Consider the following 18,903-nt stretch of genomic DNA (forward strand, 5'->3'; position numbering starts at 1 on the left):
CTGCGTACAATTAGCGCCCGCGGCATAAAGCAAATATGTCATTCAGGCTACCGTTTTATGACCAAATCATTAACCTTGCCAAGGTCGCTAAAATAGCGAAAGATGACCGCGTTCGGGCCTGAATACTGCTCAATGAGATCCTGAGGGATATATGAGTCAAGACGTTACGTTAAAAATGTTAAAGCCCGATTTTGATATGGAAGTGTCCGGGTTGGTTTATGGCTATCTGTTCCGTGAAGGTAACGCGCCGCGAAAAATATCCTCGAATGAGGTCTGCGCCGAATATCATGAGCTGGTGGGCGAAAATGATTTCGTCTGGCTGCACCTCAACCTGAATCATGCCACTGCCGAAAAATGGCTGATGGCGCATTTTCCCGTCGACGACTTCTTCTTTGAGGAGATCCGCGATGGTTCCCACACCACGCGCATCGAACGCCAGGGCGACAGCCTGTTTGCCGTCCTCAACGACGTGCTGTTTAACCCCAAAGAGACCACCTCTGAAACATCAACGCTGTGGCTCTACTGCAGCCAGAAGCTGGTGGTGACGGCGCGCTATAAGCCGCTGCGCTTCATTGAGTGGATGCTGCCGCGGCTGGCAGCGCTAAAGGTAAGCTCCTCTACCGAGCTGCTGGCCTTTTTGCTGGAAGAGCAGGAGGAGGTGCTGGAGCAGGTGGTCAGGCAGGCCAGCCGCCACGTTGATGCCATCGAAGAGCGGCTGCTCAGCAACCACGTTCAGCGCAACCGTGCCGATCTGGCGCGCCTGCGCCGCATGCTGCTGCGCTTTCAGCGCCTGTTGGCGCCGGAACCGGCGGCGATGTTCCGTCTGCTGAATCGCCCTCCGGCATGGATTGACCGGGCGGTAGTTCAGGAGTTTCGCCAGTTCACGGAGGAGTTTACCGTGGTGCTGAATGATTTATCCGGCCTGATCGAGCGGATTAGCCTGCTTCAGGAAGAGATTACCGCCAGGCAAATGGAGCAAAGCAACCGCACGCTGTATACCCTGACGGTGATTACCGTTCTGGCGTTGCCGATTAACATCGTGGCCGGCTTCTTTGGCATGAACGTCGGCGGCATTCCGCTGTCGGCCAACCATCATGGTTTTATGCTGCTGGTGCTCATCGTCGGTATCTTTACGGTCGGCGCCGGGTATCTGGCCTTTCGGCGGCGGGACGATCTTTAGGCGTCAGCTATTATTTTCGGTAGAAGACCGCGGCGTCGGCCTGCGCTACCTTATTGCGAGGGATTATCAATAAGGAGTTAAGGGATGACGAGACTCGGCGCAATGCTGGCCCCGTGCCTGCTGTTGCTTCTGCTGTCGGGCTGCGCGACCGACGGCGTTAAAAAACCATTATCACAGCCGAAGCTGCTGAAAAAGAGTGAACCCGTCTATCCCGTCGTGGCTTCCGCCAACCGTCTGACGGGCTACGTCCGGGTTGTCTATGATGTCAACGCGCAGGGCAAAATTGAGGAGCTGCGGATTGTGGACTCACAGCCCCGCTATCTGTTTGATGAGGCGGTGGTGAGGGCGATGGCGCAGTGGGAGTTCGAGAAGAATAAACCGTACAACAACATGGAGATGCGCTTTCGCTTCAGCTTCTTGCCGGTCAATCCACAGGGCCAGTGAGGGCGGGTGAATGCGCGTTACGCAGCGGCCCCGCGTAACGCGCAGCTCTAGGTTAGAGAGCGCAGGGCGGCAATCAACCCCTGAACCCCTCTCTCAAGCTTGACCCGCGGACACCCGGCGTTGAGGCGCACAAACCCCACGCCCTCCTCGCCGTAGGTCGAACCCGGCATGATGGCAATCTTTTGCTCGTGGATTAACGCCTGCTGCAGGGCGCTGTCGTCAACCTTGAGCGCCCGCAGGTCAATCCACGCCAGATAGGTCGCCTCCGGCGGCTGCCAGTTCAGCTGCGGGAAAGCCTGATTCAGCTCGCGGGCAATATAGCGCAGATTTTCCTGCAGATAGGCCCGCAGCGCGTCCAGCCAGCCGGCGCCTTCGCGATAGGCGGCAATATGGGCAACCAGCGCCGGGACGCAGGGCGAGGAGAGGCCATCCCGCGATTTCAGCGCGTTGAGGTAGCCCTCGCGGGTAGCAACGTCGTCAATCAGGCCATAGGCGCCGGTCAGCGCCGGAATATTGAAGCTTTTCGACGCCGAGGTAAACAGCGCCCACGGGCCGCGGGCGACGTCGCACCACGGCGTATGCCGGTGGTTTTCCCAGGTCATATCCATATGAATTTCGTCGCTGATAACCTTGACGCCGTGCTTTTCGCAGAGCTGGGCCATCGTCGCCAGCTCGTCGCGGCTCCACACCTTGCCGGTGGGATTATGCGGGCTGCAGAGCAGCAGGATTTTATTGCGCGGCTCGGCCAGCGCCCGCTCCAGCTCGGCCATATCGCAGCGCCACTGGCCGTGGTGAGCGACGAGCGGGACCGGGACCAGCCGGCGCTGGTTGCCGGCAATGGTCTTATAGAAGGCATCGTAGGCCGGCGTATGCACCACCACGCCTTCGCCGACCTCGGACCACTGGCGGAGGGTTTCCGCCACCATATAAATCACCGATGGCCCGTAGACGATGGCATCGCTCTCGACAGGGCTCTGAAAACGGCTGGCGAACCAGTGGCTAACGGCGCTGAGGAACTCGTCGTTTTTCCAGCGGCTGTAGCCAAGAACGCCGTGGGCCAGGCGCTGGCTGACGGCGTCAAGAATGCAGGGCGCGGTGGCAAAATCCATGTCGGAGATGGTAAAGGGCAGCAGGTCGGCGGTGCCGAAGCGGTCGGCGACGTAATCCCACTGCGTACACCAGGTACCGTGGCGATCGACGGGCGTTGAGAAATCAAACATCGGAACTTCCTTAATCTGAACCCCCCTCCTGGCGGGAGGGGGCGCGGCGTTTATGCCTGGACGGTATTCATCAGGACGCTCATCTCATCCTTCACCGACTGGACCTGCGGCCCAATGACCACCTGGAGATTATGCTGATTAAGCTGAACGACGCCAATGGCGCGGTTGGCCTTCAGCGCCGCGGCGTCGACTTTGCTCATGTCGCTGACCGACAAGCGCAGGCGGGTAATACAGTTATCCAGGGAGGTGATGTTCTCTGCGCCGCCCAGTGCGGCAAGGATCGCCGGCACGTTATAGCCGGACTTGCCGACGCTACCGGCGGTGGCTTTCTCAAAGGCGGCGCTGTTTTCGATATCGCGACCCGGCGTTTTGAGGTTAAAGCGGGTGATGGCGAAGCGGAAGATACCGTAGTACACCGCGAACCAAACGGCGGCGACCACCGGAACCAGATACCACTTGGTCGAGAGCCCGTGCAGGATGCCGAAGACCACGAAATCAATCACGTTGCCGTCGGTATTGCCGATGGTTACCCCGAGCACCGCCATGATGGTGAAGCCGAGGCCGGTCAGCAGGGCGTGGATGAGGTACAGCGCCGGAGCGACGAACAGGAACAGGAACTCCAGCGGCTCGGTGGTACCGCCAATAACGCAGGCAATGACGCCGGAGATCAGCAGACCTTTAATTTTGTGGCGATTTTCCGGGCGTGCGCAGTGGTACATCGCCAGCGCCGCGCCCGGCAGGCCGCCGAGGAACGCCGGCATTTTGCCCTGGGAGAGGAAGCGGGTGGCGCTTTCGGAGAAACCGTGGGTTTCCGGACAGCTCAGCTGGGCCTGGAAGATAGTCAGCGCGCCGCTGACGCTGTGGCCGCAGACGTCCATGGTGCCGCCCGCTTCGGTAAAGCGGATCAGCGCCACCAGAATATGCTGCAGGCCGAAGGGCAGCAGCAGACGCTCGCCGGTGCCGAAAATCATCGGGCCAAAGTTGCCCGCGCTGTTAATGACGTTGCCCAGCGCGTTGATACCCATCGCAAAGATCGGCCAGACCAGCGGGATGGCGAGGCCGACCAGCCCCATCACCACGGTCGTCGCGATAGGCACAAAGCGGGTGCCGCCGAAGAAGGCGAGCGCATCCGGCAGGCGGATATTGTGAAAACGCTCGTGCAGCATCCAGATAATAATCCCGGCGATCACCGCGCCGAGGATCCCGGTATCGATCGACTGAATGCCGATAACGTTCTGGATATTGTTGGCTTTAAGAATGGCCGCATCGGTGGTTGGCAGAATGCCTTTCGCCGTCAGCCAGAAGTTGACCGCAAGGTTCATTACCGCATAGCCGACGAAGCCGGCAAAGGCGGCGACGCCTTTATTTTCGCGCGCCAGGCCCAGCGGAATGGCGATACAGAACATCACCGGCAGGAAGCTGAAGGCGAAAGAGCCGATCTTGCTCATCCAGACGAACACCGCCTGCAGCAGCGGGGTATTGAGCCACGGCTGGAGGGTCAGTACATCATGGCTGCTCAGGGAGCTGCCGATGCCCAGCATGATCCCGCAGAATGAGAGCAGGGCCACGGGTAGCATAAAGGTTTTCCCTAACTGCTGGAAAAATTCCCACAACGTAATTTTTGGGGCTGTTTTCGCCGTCATAACACGAATCCTGCTGCTGAGGTTATTGGTAGGATGTAACGTCACGGAAAGATAAAACGTTTTACCAATTTTTAGTGCGATAAAAATCACATAATCACGCGATAATAACGTTTATAAAGGTCACTCATTGATAAAACGTTTTATCGACAGCCACAGGGAGTCGGTTGCAGGCATGGCTATCGCAAGAAAGATCACCATTAACGATGTGGCCCAGGCCGCGGGCGTTTCGGTCAGCACGGTGTCGCTGGTGCTGAGCGGCAAAGGCCGCATCTCGTCCGCCACCGGCGAACGCGTCAATCAGGCCATTGAGCACCTGGGCTTTGTCCGTAACCGCCAGGCGGCCTCGCTGCGCGGCGGGCAGAGCGACGTGATTGGCCTCATCGTCAGCGACCTCTCGAAGCCCTTCTACGCGGAGCTTACCGCGGGGCTGACGGACGCTCTCGAATCCGCAGGCAAGATGGTCTTCCTCACCCAGGGCGGGCGTCGGGGCGAAAAAATGCTCCAGCGTTTTGAAACCCTGGTGTCGCAAGGGGTCGACGGGGTGATTATTGCCGGCGCTATCGACCAGGGTGGCGAGCTGCGCGACCGGGCGGCAGAGGTCGGCATGCCGCTGGTCTTTGCCTCCCGGGCCAGCTACCTCGAGGATATTGATTTAATCCGCCCGGATAATATGCAGGCCGCGCAGATGGTCACCGAACATCTTATCCGCCGCGGGCATCAGCGTATTGCCTGGCTGGGCGGGCAAAGCTCGTCGTTAACCCGCGCCGAGCGGGTGGGCGGCTACTGCGCGACGCTGCTGAAGTATGGCCTGCCGTTTCATAGCGAATGGGTGGTGGAGTGCGAGTCGAGCCAGAAGCTGGCGGCGGAGGCGATGGCTTCACTGCTGCGGCAAAATCCGACCATCACCGCGGTGCTGTGCTACAACAGCGTCATCGCCACCGGCGCGTGGTTTGGCCTGATGCGGGCAGGGCGCCAGAGCGGTGAAGACAGCGTGGAAAGCTATTTTGAGCAGCGGATTGCGCTGGCGGCGTTCGCCGAAGTGCCGGAGGCCGCGCTGGATGACGTGCCGTTAACCTGGGTGACCACGCCGGCGCGAGAGATGGGCAAAAGCCTCGCCGGGTGTATTCTGCGTCGTCTTGAAAAGGGGCCGGAGTCCGCGCGCAACCAAATCATGCCGCCGCGGCTGGTGACCAGAAAATAGCCCTCCGGAGAGGGCTATTTCGCGTCTTACTGCTGCGGCGTCACCGGCGGGACCAGCTCTTCCGGCTCCGCGCTCTGCGGCACGGAATCTGGCGCCGCGGGAACCGACAGGCCGAACATCCCGGCGAACTCATCCAGCGGCATTTTCTGTCCGTTCAGGGTGACCTGGCCTTCGGCATACTGCAGGCTGGAGGTGATGGCGTTATTCTCCATGGCGGTGATGCGGAACATCTGTCCCATAGCCGCCAGGCCTTTGACCTGCTGATCGGCAAGCTTCGCTGCGTCAGCCGGCTGATAGCCTTCCAGACCCGCAATCTGGGTCATAAATTCGGTCGCCATTTCTACCGGAACGACCAGTTTGCCGTCCAGAGACTTCACGCTGCGGTCAATCTCGTCGGCCAGGGTTTGCGCCGGTGCGGTAACCACGGTCGGATCTTTCAGCAAAATAGAGAGATTAAAGGTGCTTTCGCCCTTCGCGTTGCGCCAGCTCAGCGGGGCGATGGTCAGCGACGGGTTGCCTTTCAGCAGCACCGGCAGCGCCTTAAAGAAGGTCTCGGTCAGCGCCTGCTGGTAAAGCTCAGGGTTCTGCGCCAGCTCCGGCTTCGCCATCAGCGCCTGCGCTTCGCTATTGTACTGCTGGCTAAACTGGTGCCACGCCTGGCCGTCGAGATTATCCAGCTTCACGGTCAGCCTGCCGCTACCCAGATCCTTATTTTGCAGCTTGAGGCTGTTAACGGTGTAATCAAGCTGGCTATTGATGCCCTTGCCGTCTTCGGTCAGCGTCGATTTGCCGTCGATATTCATCCCTTCCAGCAGGGCCAGCTCTTTGCCTTCGACGCCAATCGCCAGCTTCTCAAGCGACACTTTTTGCTTGCCGATGCGCTCGTTAAAGCTGGTCATCTCGGTGGCGCCGTCGGTTTTCAGATTGCTGAAGTTCAGCTGCACTTTCTGATTGTACTCGTTGACCGCGTTGATCTGGCCGCTGCCCGCTTCACCGGTCAGCGCGATGGCCTTGCCGTCACGATCGGCATTGAGCTGGAACTGACCGCCGCTAAAGGTGACCTTTTCGTCGCCTTTACTGTAATCCAGGGGCTTAAGATCGATAGCCGACCGGCTGTCGCCGCTGTAGGCAATCAGGGTGTCAATGGTAAACGGCGTGCTGCCTTTAGCGATATCAAACAGCGCCTTACTGGCTTCGTTGTTGACCAGGGTGGTTTTGACCGACGCCATCGACGGGCCAAAGTGGCCGCTCTTCAGCGCCGCCAGCGGGAACGGCCCGTGGCTGACGACTTCGTCAAAAACCAGGGGCTGTCCGGCGGCGAGCCAGCTGCTCTCTTTGCCCGCGGCCGGCTTCACAACCAGCTGCAGGTGGCTGCTGAACAGGCCGCGCTGATAGTTCTGCCAGCCCAGCTCCAGCCCGGCTTCCGGGGCGCTGTTTTGTAGCTGAGCATTGGCCTGCTGTACCACCTCGGCGATCCGGCTTTCCAGCTGCTTGCCCGTATACCAGGAGCCTCCGGTCCAGACCACGCCCAGAGCCACGATAATTCCTGCTGCGACCAGCGATTTCTTCATAGTATTTGTCCATAAATAAAACCAGGCGCAAGAAGCCGCCTGGTTGTGCTGTCATGATGGGTCAAAGTCTAGCAAGAGCGGCTAAAAACTTCAGTAACTTACGGGAGCTTATTAAAGACGCGCGCCAGACGGCCGCTGCCGCTTACCGCAACCGGCGATTCATCGCTGGCAATAAACGCCGACTCGCCGGGCTTCAGGGTCAGAGACTGCTCGCCTTTGCGGATCGTCGCTTCGCCTTCGACGCAGAAAATAATCGCCGCGCTCTGCTGGGCGAGAGTGGACTCCTGTGCCGACAGCGCGTGCAGGGAGAAGGCAAAGTCATCGACCGGGATGGGGAAGTCCAGCTCGGCACCGTGCTGCTGCGGCTGCGTCAACAGCTCGGCGGCCGGTTTGGCTTCGAACTTAACGTTGGCAACCAGCTCCGGAATATCGATGTACTTCGGCGTCAGGCCGGCGCGCAGCACGTTATCCGAGTTGGCCATCACTTCCAGCGCCACGCCCTGCAGGTACGCGTGCGGCGTTTCCGCAAACAGGAACATGGCATCGCCAGGGTTCAGCTTCACCACGTTGAGCAGCAGGGGAGAGAACAGGCCGCTATCGTCCGGATAGAACTCGGCGATCAGGCGAATGGTCTGCCACGGTTCGCCCTGTTCGGCGTCGAGCGCCGACTGCAGGACGCTTAAGGCGTGAGATTTTTCTTCGCCCTGCATATTCAGCAGGCTGGCGAACAGCTGGCTTAAGCGTTCAGCATCCGGGCTGCTGAGGAACTCGCCGATCGCCGGATGGGCGCTGGCAACCGGCTGCAGAAGCGCGGCGATTTCGGCAAATTCGCGGAAGGCGTTCATGGCCAGGAACGGGGTCAGGGCAAATACCAGCTCCGGCTTGTGGTTCGGATCCTTGTAGTTGCGCTCTGCGGCATCAAGTGGGATCCCGGCGGCATTCTCTTTGGCAAAGCCGATTTCAGAGGCCTGCTTATTCGGGTGCACCTGAATCGACAGCGGCTGGGCGGCGCACAGCACTTTAAACAGGAACGGCAGCTCGCCGAAGCGCTCGGCGACCTTGCTGCCGAGCAGGCTGGCTTTATCGCTCTCGATAAATTCGCGCAGCGAGCGCGGGCTGCCGCTGGCATCGAGGATCTGTGAACTACTTTTCGGGTGCGCGCCCATCCACAGCTCCGCCATCGGCAGATTGTCGGGGTTAGCGATGCCATAAAGTTCGGTTAATGCGGTGTGACTTCCCCAGGCATAGTTCTGTACTGAGTTAATGAGCTTCTGCATTCTCAATCCCTGTTTCCACTTGATAGTTATCGCTCTATTAAACCAGTAAACGCCTGAGAATCAACTGCTGAAAGAAAAAGTCGACCTTGTCTCAGTTTTTGTTAAAAAATTGTGTAAAATCGATCGACTCGCTTTTCTACAGGCAAATGGAGTGTCTGCCTGAAATATAATCAGCCAAGCAGTAAGTGAGAGCACAATGTCGAATAAACCGTTTGTTTATCAGGATCCTTTTCCCCTCAAAAAGGATGACACCGAGTATTATCTCCTCAGCAGTGACTACGTCTCCGTTAGCGAATTCGCCGGTCAGGAAGTCCTTAAAGTTGAACCCCAGGCGCTAACCCTGCTGGCCCAGCATGCCTTCCACGACGCCTCCTTTATGCTGCGCCCGGCGCATCAGCAGCAGGTGGCCGATATCCTCAGCGACCCGGAAGCCAGCGAAAACGACAAATACGTCGCCCTGCAGTTCCTGCGTAACTCCGAGATCGCCGCTAAGGGCATTCTGCCGACCTGCCAGGACACCGGCACCGCCATTATTACCGGCAAGAAGGGCCAGCGGGTGTGGACCGGCGGCGGCGATGAGGCCGCGCTGGCGCAGGGCGTCTACAACACCTATACCGAAGATAACCTGCGCTATTCGCAGAACGCTGCCCTCGATATGTATAAAGAGGTTAACACCGGCACCAACCTGCCGGCGCAGATTGACCTCTACGCCACCGACGGCGAGGAGTATAAATTCCTCTGTATCGCCAAGGGCGGCGGTTCGGCCAACAAAACCTATCTCTACCAGGAGACCAAGGCGCTGATCACCCCGGCGAAGCTGAAGGACTACCTCGTCGAGAAGATGCGCACCCTCGGCACCGCCGCCTGTCCGCCGTACCACATCGCTTTTGTTATCGGCGGGACCTCTGCGGAATCGACGCTGAAAACCGTGAAGCTGGCTTCCACCCACTATTACGACGGCCTGCCAACGGAGGGTAACGAGCACGGCCAGGCGTTCCGCGATCTTCAGCTGGAGCAGGAGCTGCTGCTGGCAGCCCAGGAGCTCGGCCTCGGGGCGCAGTTTGGCGGCAAGTACTTTGCTCACGACATCCGCGTTGTGCGCCTGCCGCGCCACGGCGCCTCCTGCCCGATTGGGATGGGCGTCTCCTGCTCCGCCGATCGCAACATTAAGGCCAAGATCAACCGTCACGGGATCTGGCTGGAGAAGCTGGAAAGCAATCCGGGCAAATATATTCCTGAAGCGCTGCGCCAGGCGGGCGAAGGTGAGGCGGTGAAGGTTAACCTCAACCAGCCGATGAGCGAGATCCTGGCGCTGCTGTCGCAGTATCCGGTGTCAACGCGCCTGTCGCTGAGCGGCACGATTATCGTCGCCCGCGATATCGCCCACGCGAAGCTCAAGGAGCTGCTGGATAACGGCGAGGCGCTGCCGCAGTACGTTAAAGATCACCCGATCTACTACGCGGGTCCGGCCAAAACCCCGGACGGCTACGCTTCCGGTTCGCTGGGGCCGACCACCGCCGGGCGCATGGATTCCTACGTCGATCTGCTGCAGTCGCACGGCGCGAGCATGGTGATGCTGGCAAAAGGCAACCGCAGCCAGCAGGTAACCGACGCCTGCCACAAGCACGGCGGCTTCTACCTGGGCAGCATCGGCGGCCCGGCGGCGGTGCTGGCGCAGCAGAGCATCAAGAGCCTCGAGTGCGTGGCCTGGCCGGAGCTGGGAATGGAAGCTATCTGGAAAATTGAAGTGGAAGACTTCCCGGCGTTTATCCTGGTGGATGACAAAGGCAACGACTTCTTCCAGCAGATCCAGACCTCGCAGTGCACGCGCTGCGTGAAATAAGCGTCCCCGCCTTTGGGTGAGTGCCTGCCGGTTAATCTGCCGGCAGGCACTGCTTACCCGCCGCTGTTGTGCTCCTCGGCGCGGTTATTTATGCCGCTTAGCGGCACGAACGACTAAAACAAATTATAAATCTGACCAATACTTAACGCTTTTAAGCCAGTGGGCTTTGTCGTAATTACCTACTTTTTATTCAAGGAGACAGTAATGACAACGCATCGCAGTGAAAAAGACTCTATGGGCGCGATTGATGTTCCTGCCGACAGGCTATGGGGCGCGCAAACCCAGCGTTCGCTGGAGCATTTTCGTATCTCAACGGAAAAAATGCCGGGCGAACTTATCTACGCTCTGGCGTTAACCAAGCGCGCGGCGGCGAAGGTAAATCAGGATTTAGGTCTGCTGGCCGGCGAAAAAGCGCAGGCCATCGTCGAGGCCGCCGATGAAGTGCTGGCGGGAAAGCATAGCGCAGAGTTTCCGCTGGCTATCTGGCAGACCGGCTCCGGCACCCAAAGCAATATGAATATGAATGAGGTTCTGGCAAACCGGGCCAGCGAGCTGCTGGGCGGCGTGCGGGGCATGGAGCGCAAGGTGCATCCGAACGATGACGTCAACAAGAGCCAAAGTTCCAATGACGTCTTCCCGACGGCGATGCACGTGGCGGCCATTATCGCCCTGCGCGAGACGCTCATTCCCCAGCTTAACGTGCTGAGAAAAACGCTCAGCGATAAATCCGCCGCCTTCAGCGATATCGTTAAAATCGGCCGTACGCACCTGCAGGACGCCACCCCGCTGACGCTGGGGCAGGAGTTCTCCGGCTGGGTCGCCATGCTCGAACATAACCTCCGCCACCTCGAGCTAAGCCTGCCGCATCTGAGCGAGCTGGCGCTGGGCGGTACGGCCGTGGGAACCGGACTGAACACCCATCCCGAATACGCGGTGCGGGTCGCGGCAGAACTGGCGCAGAGTAGCGGCCAGCCGTTCGTTACCGCGCCGAATAAGTTTGAGGCGCTGGCGACCTGCGACGCGCTGGTCCACGCCCACGGCGCGCTGAAGGGGCTGGCGGCGTCGCTGATGAAAATTGCTAACGACGTGCGCTGGCTGGCCTCGGGCCCGCGCTGCGGTATTGGCGAAATTGCGATTCCGGAGAATGAGCCGGGTTCATCGATCATGCCGGGCAAGGTCAACCCGACGCAGTGCGAAGCGCTGACCATGCTGTGCTGCCAGGTGATGGGCAACGATGTGGCGCTGAATATCGGCGGCGCTTCCGGCAACTTTGAGCTTAACGTCTATCGCCCGATGATTATCCATAACTTCCTGCAGTCGGTGCGGCTGCTGGCCGACGGCATGGAGAGCTTCAACGAACACTGCGCGGTGGGGATCGAACCCAATCGGGAGCGCATCAACCAGCTGCTCAACGAGTCGCTGATGCTGGTGACGGCGTTGAATACCCACATCGGCTACGACAAAGCGGCGGAAATTGCCAAAAAAGCGCATAAAGAGGGGCTGACCCTGAAGGCCTCGGCGCTGGCGCTCGGCTACCTGACGGAAGCCGAGTTCGACAGCTGGGTACGCCCGCAAGAGATGGTCGGCAGCATGGCTACTCGCTAGCCAGCCACAGGTGCAGGCGCGGGATCAGCAGACGAAGCGCCTGCGCCTGGGGTTTATAGCGATACTGCACGTTGTCGGCATCGTAGTTCAGCAGTTCACCGATATCCGGCACGCTAACCCCCTGGCTGCCGGATATCAGCGTAATCAGCGGCCCAGGGCAGGCGTACTGCACCTGCTTTTGCTCGCCGGCGTACCAGACGCGGGCGATAGGCTGGACTTTCACCGGCCGCTTAATCTTCAGCTTTGCCCGCTGCGGCAGGGCGGCGATATCCTGGTACTCCCTCTCCAGCTTGCTCTGCCACTGCTCGCGCGTCCACGGCGGCACCGCGCGCGGCGACTGCAGGCTTTTTTCCAGCTGCATCAGCACCTCATCGCGGGTTAAATTCTTGATGACGTGCTTATTGGCCCAGCCAAAGCGGATGGTGCTGGGGTCGAACAGCGGCGTCAGCGTGCGGTAGGCGCTAAGGGTGATTAATCCCGGCAGATGGCGATGCACCCACTCAAAGCGGGCCGCGGCGGGGAGGGCGGAATCGACGGTAATGATTTTTTCGAAGGCGGCTTTTAGCGCGTTGATGCTGGCGATTTTTTGCCGCAGGTCGGCCTGCTCCTCGGCGCTGGTTTGCAGGCAGATAGTCCCGGGAAGGCGCACCGCGGCCTTGCTGCTGCGGCTTTCCGATTGCTGCTGGATAAACAGATGGCCGTAGTGCCTGAGGGCCATCTCCAGCGCCGTTTTACCGATATGCTGCACGACCTGAATCGTCTCAAGCGGATCGTGCTCGGCGTCTTTACTCACCGCCGGGAGCTCAAATACCCGCGCGGCAAGCAGGCGACAGCGGCTTAGCGCCAGCTTCAGCTCCTGCAGCTCCCGCTCAAGCTGGCGAAAGGTGCCATTGAGTCGTTCAACGAGGTCATAATTTGCCATCTGCGCCACCTTAGTTACAACATACTAATCGGTTTTTAACTATACGCAGGCCGCAGCGCCTGCGCAAGGGGGGTCAGCCAGAGGTAAAATTCGGCAGCTGGTGGTAGATAGGCCAGCTAAAGCTGAAGCAGGCGCCCCCCAGCGGGCTGGTGCGGCAGCTCACCTCGCCGGACATCGCCTGGGCGATGCTGTGGACGATAGCCAGCCCGAGCCCGCAGCCGCCGGTGGCCCGATCGCGGCTGGGGTCAAGCCGGACAAACGGCTCGAACACGCGCTCGCGCTCGGCGGGGTCGATGCCCGGACCGTCGTCGTTGACCTGCAGCGTCGCCCGCGATCCCGCCAGCGTCAGGCTAACCTGAATTCGCTGGCTACTGTAGCGCAGCGCGTTGTTGACCAGATTATCAAGCACGCGCTCCATCAGGCGCATATCCAGCGCGCCGTAGTCGCCGGCCACCACCTCGTGAAGGGTCACCTCGCGCTGCGGGTTTACCATCTGAATATCTTCCACGTGGGCCTCAATCCAGGCCGGAAAGTCGGGGGTGGTCAGGCTCAGCTCGTTTTGCGGCCGGTCAAGGCGGGCGTAGGTTAACAGCTCTTCGATAAGGGCTTCCAGCTGGCCGATATCGCGGTTTAGGGCCTGTGATTCGGCGGCGGTGAGATTTTCACTCATCTCAAGGCGGTAGCGCAGGCGAACCAGCGGCGTGCGCAGCTCGTGCGCAATGCCGTCGATCAGCTGCTTTTTGCTGGCGATCAGGGCATTGATATTATCGGCCATCTGGTTAAAGGCCACGCCGAGCCGCTCAAAGCTGGACATGCTATCGAAATGGATACGCTCGCTAAAATGCCCCTCGCCGAAGCGCTGGGCGGCGGTCTCGATGCGCAGCATATCCTGCCAGTGCGGGCGCATCCAGACGAAGACCGGGAACGCCAGTGAAATGGCGATAAAGGCCATCAGCGCGACGTCCAGCAGGCGCATCTCATGTAAAAAATAGAGATAGGGCACCGGGCCCACCGACAGCACGTAGTGGCTGCGCGGAATACGCTGAATAAAGGTGTACTCATCATCGAGGGCGACGATGTCGCCGGCGCGCAGATGCTGCATTGAGCTCTCCGCCAGCTTGAATTTGCTCAGCGGTTCAATATGCAGATCGAACGACAGATTGAGGTCCAGCTCTTTGAGCGTTTTGCTCCAGTCGCGCGGCGGAATTTCCCGCAGCTCGCTGCGCATCAGATATAGCGAGCTTTTCATCAGATCGTCCAGCGACTGGCGGCCCGCACGCTCGGCGGTAAATTTATACACCAGGCCGACCAGCATAGTCATAACCAGAAAGCAGACGAACAGCAGGAGGTAAAACTGCACAAACAGCTTTTTCATAGCCGGACCCGTTAATTAATTGTCCCAGGCGTGGGGGGCAAACAGATAGCCTTTGTTGCGCACCGTTTTGATACGGTAGGGTTCCGTTGCGCTATCGAGAAGCTTTTTACGCAGGCGGGAAATGGCCACGTCGACGCTGCGGTCCATACCGTCGTAGGTAACGCCGCGCAGGTTTTTCAGCAGCGCATCGCGATCCATAATTTGTCCCGCGTGGGTCGCAAGCTCCCACAGCAGTTCGAAATCCGCCGTAGAGAGCGCGACGCTGTCGCCGGCGAGCAGCACCTGGCGGTTCACCGGGTCGATGGAGAGTGAGCCAAAGGCGATGGTTTTATGCGGCGTCAGCGAGGTGGGCGCGGAGGTGAGCGGCACGGCAACGTGCTGGCGCAGATGCAGGCGCAGCCGTGCCAGCAGCACGGCGGGTGGGGTGGTTTTGAGGATATAATCACTCGCGCCCATCTCCAGCGACAAAATATGGTTCATATCGCTATCAAGGGAAGTCAGCAGCACGATGGGACCCTGCCACTGCCCGCGCAGGTCGCGGCAAAGCGTCATCCCGTCCTTGCCCGGCAGCATGATGTCTAATAGCACCAGATCGGGTTTTTCGCGCGCAATAACCTCTTCCGCCCGGTCGCCGCGTGGTTCAACCACCACGTCCATATCATGCTTACCCAGATAGGCGGCGATCAGCGCGCCAACTTCCGGATCATCCTCAACGAACACGATCTTATTCATATTTTATATGTATATGTAAAAGGTTAAACATACACCGCCAGCAAATTGCCTGCCATTACTCTTTTATAAACAAATGTTCTTCCGCTATGCTGGCGTAACTTGTTGTTTAAATGTTAAGGCAAAAGGCATGGGGCTGTTGATTAAATCGCTGCTCGGGGCGCTGGTGGTGGTACTGATTGGCGTACTTTCCAAAACCAAAAATTACTATATTGCCGGGCTCATTCCACTATTTCCGACATTCGCCCTGATCGCTCACTATATTGTCGCCAGCGAGCGCGGGATTGAAGCCCTGCGCACCACCATCGTATTTGGGATGTGGTCAATCATTCCCTATTTTATCTACCTGCTGTCGCTCTGGTACTTCACCGCAACGATGCGCCTGCCTTACGCGCTGGCGGGCGCCGTTGTGTGCTGGAGCCTGTCTGCCTGGCTGCTGATCCTCGGCTGGAGCCGTTTCCACTAGCGCAGGTGGCGGCCACCGTCGACGGCGAAGGAGCGGCCGGTGACGAAATGGCTGCTGAACAGATAGTCGAGCAGTTCGATAATTTCCGTTTCGCCTGCCGTAATTTTCATCAGCGATTTATCCAGCGCCTGCAGGCGATATTCGGCGTCGTCGCCTTCATTAAACATAATGAGCGAAGGGGCGATGGCGTTGACCTTTATTTCCGGCGCCAGCTTGCGGGCGAAGGAGCGGGTCATATTATCCAGCGCCGCTTTACTGGCGGCGTAGGCGATGTGCTTATCGCTGCCGCGCTCAACCACGTAGTCAGTGATATGAATAATATCGCTGCCCGCGTGGCCGTGGCCGCGCAGCAGCCCTTCCAGGGCGTGATTGAGCAGATAGGGCGCATTGACGTGAATTTGCATCATGCTGGCAAGCACCGTGCTGAGCGGCGTCCCCGGCTTTTCCGCCATCCAGCCGCTGGCGTTATGGATAACCGCGCGCAGGCCGCCGCTGGCGTGGGACTTCACCGCTTCGGCGAAGGTTAAAATCCCGTCGTCGGTGCTAAAATCCGCCTCCAGACAAACGGCGCCGGCCGTACGCAGCGCATCAATAGCCGGATAGTGGGTACGATAGCTGACGATGACGGGCTGCTGTTGCTGAAGAAAATGGTGTGCCAGAGCGAGGCCGATTCGGCGACCTCCTCCTGTAATCAGGACCGGGCGAGGCTGTAGTTCAGCCATGGGTATCTCCTTTGAGTTCCGCGGCAGGGCGACCGCTTACCCCACCAGCATCCACGTTGCCGGTACGGCGGCAACCAGCAACAAACCAATTAAGGCTAATTCACGGCGTTTAAGCATGCGATCGTGCTGGTGCGTACGGCGGGCGTACAGGAAAACCAGAAGACCCGGAGCGTAAAGTATCACCGACAGCAGTAAATGCACAGGGCCCGACGCATATAATAACCATAAGCCATAAGTGCACGCCCCGATACCCACGGCCTTATGCAGCGGGCGGACGGCAATTTTCAGCAGGAAGGCGCCGACGAGCAGATAGGGAACGAGGATCATCTCGGAGGCGATGGTGAGCAGGGTACCGTAATCCGAGCCGGTCAGCCAAATCAGCACCAGCGAGGCCTGGACGCTAATATTGGTTAGCCACAGCGAAGCAGAGGGCGCATTGTTGCGATTTTGCCGGGCAAACAGACGCGGAAACGCTTTGTGGGTGGCGGCCAAATAAGGAACTTCCGCCGCCATGATGGTCCAGCTCAGATAGGCGCCGCAGACGGAAACGATCAGCCCGGCGGCGATGATCACCTCGCCCCAGGAGCCCATCATTCTGACCATCAGCCCGGCCATCGACGGATTACGCATTTCCGCCAGCTCCGGACGGGCGATAACCCCCAGCGAGAGCAGCGTGACCAGAAGATAAACCACCAGCGCCGAAAGTACGGCCAGCAGCGTCGCGCGGCCAACGTCGCGCTTATTTCGCGCGCGCGCTGATACCACCACAGCGCCCTCTACGCCGATAAACACCCACAGGGTGATCAGCATCGTATTCTTCACCTGCTCCCACACCGGCACGCCGAGCGCCAGGCCGCTGAAATCAAGCGTGAAGGTCTCTAAACGGAAGGCCATCGCCGCGAGAACGATAAAGGCGCCGAGCGGAATAAGCTTCGCCAGGGTGGCGACCAGGTTGATGCCCGCCGCCGTTTGCACGCCGCGCAGGACTAAAAAATGGACCACCCACAGCAGAACCGATGCCCCGACGATTGCCTGCCAGGTATTGCCGTTGCCAAAAATGATCGAATCTGGCGCGTCGGTGAAGAAGCTCAGCGCCGCAAAGACGATAACCAGGTAGGAGACGTTGGCGATGACCGCACACAGCCAGTAGCCCCAGGCGGAGCAGAAGCCCACCAGTTCGCCAAATCCTTCGCGCGCATAGGTAAAAATACCGCCGTCGAGATCGGCGCGAATGCGGGTCAGCAGGAGCATGGCGAAGGCGAGGAATAAAATGCCCACGCCGGTAATGGCCCAGCCGATCAGCAGGGCGGACGGGCTGGCCACGGCGGCCATATTTTGCGGCAAACTGAATACGCCTGCGCCCAGCATTGAGCTGAGAACCAGGGCGGTCAGGGCGCTAAGGCCCAGTCTCTTTTCCATTGCAATCCCGAAGTGACAACCGTGAAGTAAAGAATATTTATTTGGCTAAATCGCATAAAATGGACGATTACGCTAAGGCGCGGGATTTTACGGAGTGTCTTGTGCGCATGCAATGGCGGCGGATGAAAAAAAGCAAAAAGGCGGCAAAGCGCCGCCTTTTTGTTCAGCTGAGGTGTCGTTATTTATACAGGTCAGCGCTGATGGTCATGTTACCACCGCGTTCCTGCCACTGGCGGGTGATATGGTAATACTTCGCGCCTTTCTTCGCCGCACGTTTGGCCACCTGGTAAGAAACTTCGGTCATATTGCCGTAGTTACCGGTGAACTTAATGCTATCGAACGGGGCCATCTGCGCCGCGGTGATCTTGTTCACTTCTTCAATCTGTGTGCCGTCAGGGAGCGTGACAGTGTAACGCCCGCCTTTAGAGGACTGCGTTTCGAAGAAGCGGCCTACGCCGGTACCGGAGCCGACGGCTGCGGTGGTTGCCACGCCGGGGATTTCCACGTTTTTAGCCGCGGCGCCGCCTTCAGCCAGCGCTGCGCGCCCGGCTTGAGAATCGGCAGGAATGGCGTCCGGACTTTGCAGAACGCGTTTTTTGGCATCGGCTTTATAAACATAAGCGGTGATGCGCTGATTGCCGCCCTGGTTAGCATCCACCTGACGAACGATGAAGAAAGAGGCCGCGCCTTTTGCTTTCGCCGCTTTGGTGATGGCATCGTTGACTTCAGGCTGGCTGCGATAGAAGCCCTGCACGGTCACGGTGTCAAACGGTTCCAGCTCAACGGCCTGGTCTTTCGGCAGCTCCATGATCCCATTAATCATGCGATTTTTTGGGGCATCGGCCTGCTGAGCGTTGTCTTTATAAAGATCTGCCGTTACGCGCCAGTTACCGCTGTTGCCATAGTCTGAGGTGTCGACAACATAAAAGGAGGCTGCGCCGTCTTTGTCGGCCTTGCGGGAGACCGCCTTAACCGCATCGCCAATCGCAGTAAAACGGCCGGTGATGACCACGCGATCGTAGGGCTTCAGCGCCGCCGCCTGCTCCGGAGTCAGCTCGGTCGCTGCATGGGCAGACAGCGCGGTCGTAGCCAGGAGAGCAGACGCCAGGAGTGAGTTCTTAAGATTCATAAAAATAGTCCTTTGCCTTGCGCAAACCATGTACAGGTATTGTTGTTGACTGAAAACGCTCGATTATTGCATTTAAAAGGAGTGACTGTCTGCGTCAATTTTTGCTAACCGCCCGAAACGCGCGTCACAATAATATAACATTTTCCGATATGTTGAA

Annotated in this window: 16 protein-coding genes; 6 read left to right on the forward strand and 10 right to left on the reverse strand. The window is 59.0% G+C overall.

Annotated elements, in window-relative coordinates:
* Positions 1-151 precede the first annotated feature (151 nt).
* Both HCK03_RS12080 and HCK03_RS12085 read left to right on the forward strand, forming a co-directional pair.
* Positions 152-1,180, forward strand: a complete 1,029-nt coding sequence (locus HCK03_RS12080) for a CorA family divalent cation transporter (RefSeq protein ID WP_041145811.1) — start codon at positions 152-154, stop codon at positions 1,178-1,180.
* Positions 1,181-1,264: 84 nt separating this feature from the next.
* Complete coding sequence (locus HCK03_RS12085) at positions 1,265-1,624, forward strand: TonB family protein (protein ID WP_071844928.1); 360 nt, start codon at positions 1,265-1,267, stop codon at positions 1,622-1,624.
* A gap of 47 nt (positions 1,625-1,671) precedes the next feature.
* Here the strand turns inward: HCK03_RS12085 and HCK03_RS12090 are convergent, their stop codons facing one another.
* Both HCK03_RS12090 and malX read right to left on the reverse strand, forming a co-directional pair.
* Entirely contained in the window at positions 1,672-2,844 is a 1,173-nt protein-coding gene (locus HCK03_RS12090; RefSeq protein ID WP_167691633.1) for a MalY/PatB family protein, read from the reverse strand.
* Positions 2,845-2,894: 50 nt separating this feature from the next.
* Positions 2,895-4,487 (reverse strand): maltose/glucose-specific PTS transporter subunit IIBC, encoded by a 1,593-nt coding sequence (malX, locus tag HCK03_RS12095; protein ID WP_041145809.1) that lies wholly within the window; start codon positions 4,485-4,487, stop codon positions 2,895-2,897.
* Positions 4,488-4,659: 172 nt separating this feature from the next.
* On the opposite strand from malX, the gene HCK03_RS12100 reads away from it, so the two are divergent.
* Entirely contained in the window at positions 4,660-5,688 is a 1,029-nt protein-coding gene (locus tag HCK03_RS12100; RefSeq protein ID WP_041145808.1) for a Mal regulon transcriptional regulator MalI, read from the forward strand.
* 26 nt (positions 5,689-5,714) lie between these two features.
* Here the strand turns inward: HCK03_RS12100 and HCK03_RS12105 are convergent, their stop codons facing one another.
* The gene (locus HCK03_RS12105) at positions 5,715-7,259 is read right to left on the reverse strand and encodes a YdgA family protein (protein WP_167691634.1); all 1,545 of its coding nucleotides are present in this window, start codon (positions 7,257-7,259) and stop codon (positions 5,715-5,717) included.
* Between the two features lie 98 nt (positions 7,260-7,357).
* Positions 7,358-8,536 (reverse strand): mannose-6-phosphate isomerase, encoded by a 1,179-nt coding sequence (gene manA / locus HCK03_RS12110; RefSeq protein WP_167691635.1) that lies wholly within the window; start codon positions 8,534-8,536, stop codon positions 7,358-7,360.
* 196 nt (positions 8,537-8,732) lie between these two features.
* Between manA and fumA the strand changes: the two genes are divergently transcribed.
* Both fumA and fumC read left to right on the forward strand, forming a co-directional pair.
* Complete coding sequence (gene fumA / locus HCK03_RS12115; RefSeq protein ID WP_167691636.1) at positions 8,733-10,379, forward strand: class I fumarate hydratase FumA; 1,647 nt, start codon at positions 8,733-8,735, stop codon at positions 10,377-10,379.
* A 204-nt stretch (positions 10,380-10,583) separates the two neighbouring features.
* Positions 10,584-11,984 carry a class II fumarate hydratase gene (gene fumC, locus HCK03_RS12120; protein ID WP_167691637.1) on the forward strand — a complete coding sequence of 467 codons (1,401 nt, stop codon included), beginning with the start codon at positions 10,584-10,586 and terminating at the stop codon, positions 11,982-11,984.
* Here the strand turns inward: fumC and tus are convergent.
* From tus to rstA, 3 genes are all read right to left on the reverse strand, one after another.
* Positions 11,974-12,906, reverse strand: coding sequence for a DNA replication terminus site-binding protein (gene tus / locus HCK03_RS12125; protein ID WP_115192570.1), 933 nt, complete (start codon positions 12,904-12,906; stop codon positions 11,974-11,976). The genes fumC and tus overlap by 11 nt on opposite strands.
* Positions 12,907-12,979: 73 nt before the next feature.
* On the reverse strand, positions 12,980-14,281 hold the full coding sequence (rstB, locus tag HCK03_RS12130) for a two-component system sensor histidine kinase RstB (protein ID WP_041145802.1): 1,302 nt from the start codon (positions 14,279-14,281) through the stop codon (positions 12,980-12,982).
* Between the two features lie 15 nt (positions 14,282-14,296).
* Positions 14,297-15,013, reverse strand: a complete 717-nt coding sequence (gene rstA, locus HCK03_RS12135; RefSeq protein ID WP_041145801.1) for a two-component system response regulator RstA — start codon at positions 15,011-15,013, stop codon at positions 14,297-14,299.
* Between the two features lie 127 nt (positions 15,014-15,140).
* On the opposite strand from rstA, the gene HCK03_RS12140 reads away from it, so the two are divergent.
* Complete coding sequence (locus tag HCK03_RS12140; protein WP_167691638.1) at positions 15,141-15,476, forward strand: GlpM family protein; 336 nt, start codon at positions 15,141-15,143, stop codon at positions 15,474-15,476.
* Here HCK03_RS12140 and folM read toward each other — a convergent pair.
* From folM to ydgH, 3 genes are all read right to left on the reverse strand, one after another.
* The gene (gene folM, locus HCK03_RS12145; protein WP_123552217.1) at positions 15,473-16,198 is read right to left on the reverse strand and encodes a dihydromonapterin reductase; all 726 of its coding nucleotides are present in this window, start codon (positions 16,196-16,198) and stop codon (positions 15,473-15,475) included. The two genes, HCK03_RS12140 and folM, sit on opposite strands and share 4 nt — an antisense overlap.
* 36 nt (positions 16,199-16,234) lie before the next feature.
* A complete protein-coding gene (locus HCK03_RS12150; protein WP_167691639.1) occupies positions 16,235-17,617 on the reverse strand; it encodes an amino acid permease in 1,383 nt (460 codons plus the stop codon).
* Between the two features lie 178 nt (positions 17,618-17,795).
* The gene (gene ydgH, locus HCK03_RS12155) at positions 17,796-18,746 is read right to left on the reverse strand and encodes a DUF1471 family protein YdgH (RefSeq protein ID WP_041145797.1); all 951 of its coding nucleotides are present in this window, start codon (positions 18,744-18,746) and stop codon (positions 17,796-17,798) included.
* Positions 18,747-18,903: the final 157 nt, after the last annotated feature.

The sequence above is a fragment of the Klebsiella terrigena genome, from assembly GCF_012029655.1.
GTDB lineage: Bacteria > Pseudomonadota > Gammaproteobacteria > Enterobacterales > Enterobacteriaceae > Klebsiella > Klebsiella terrigena.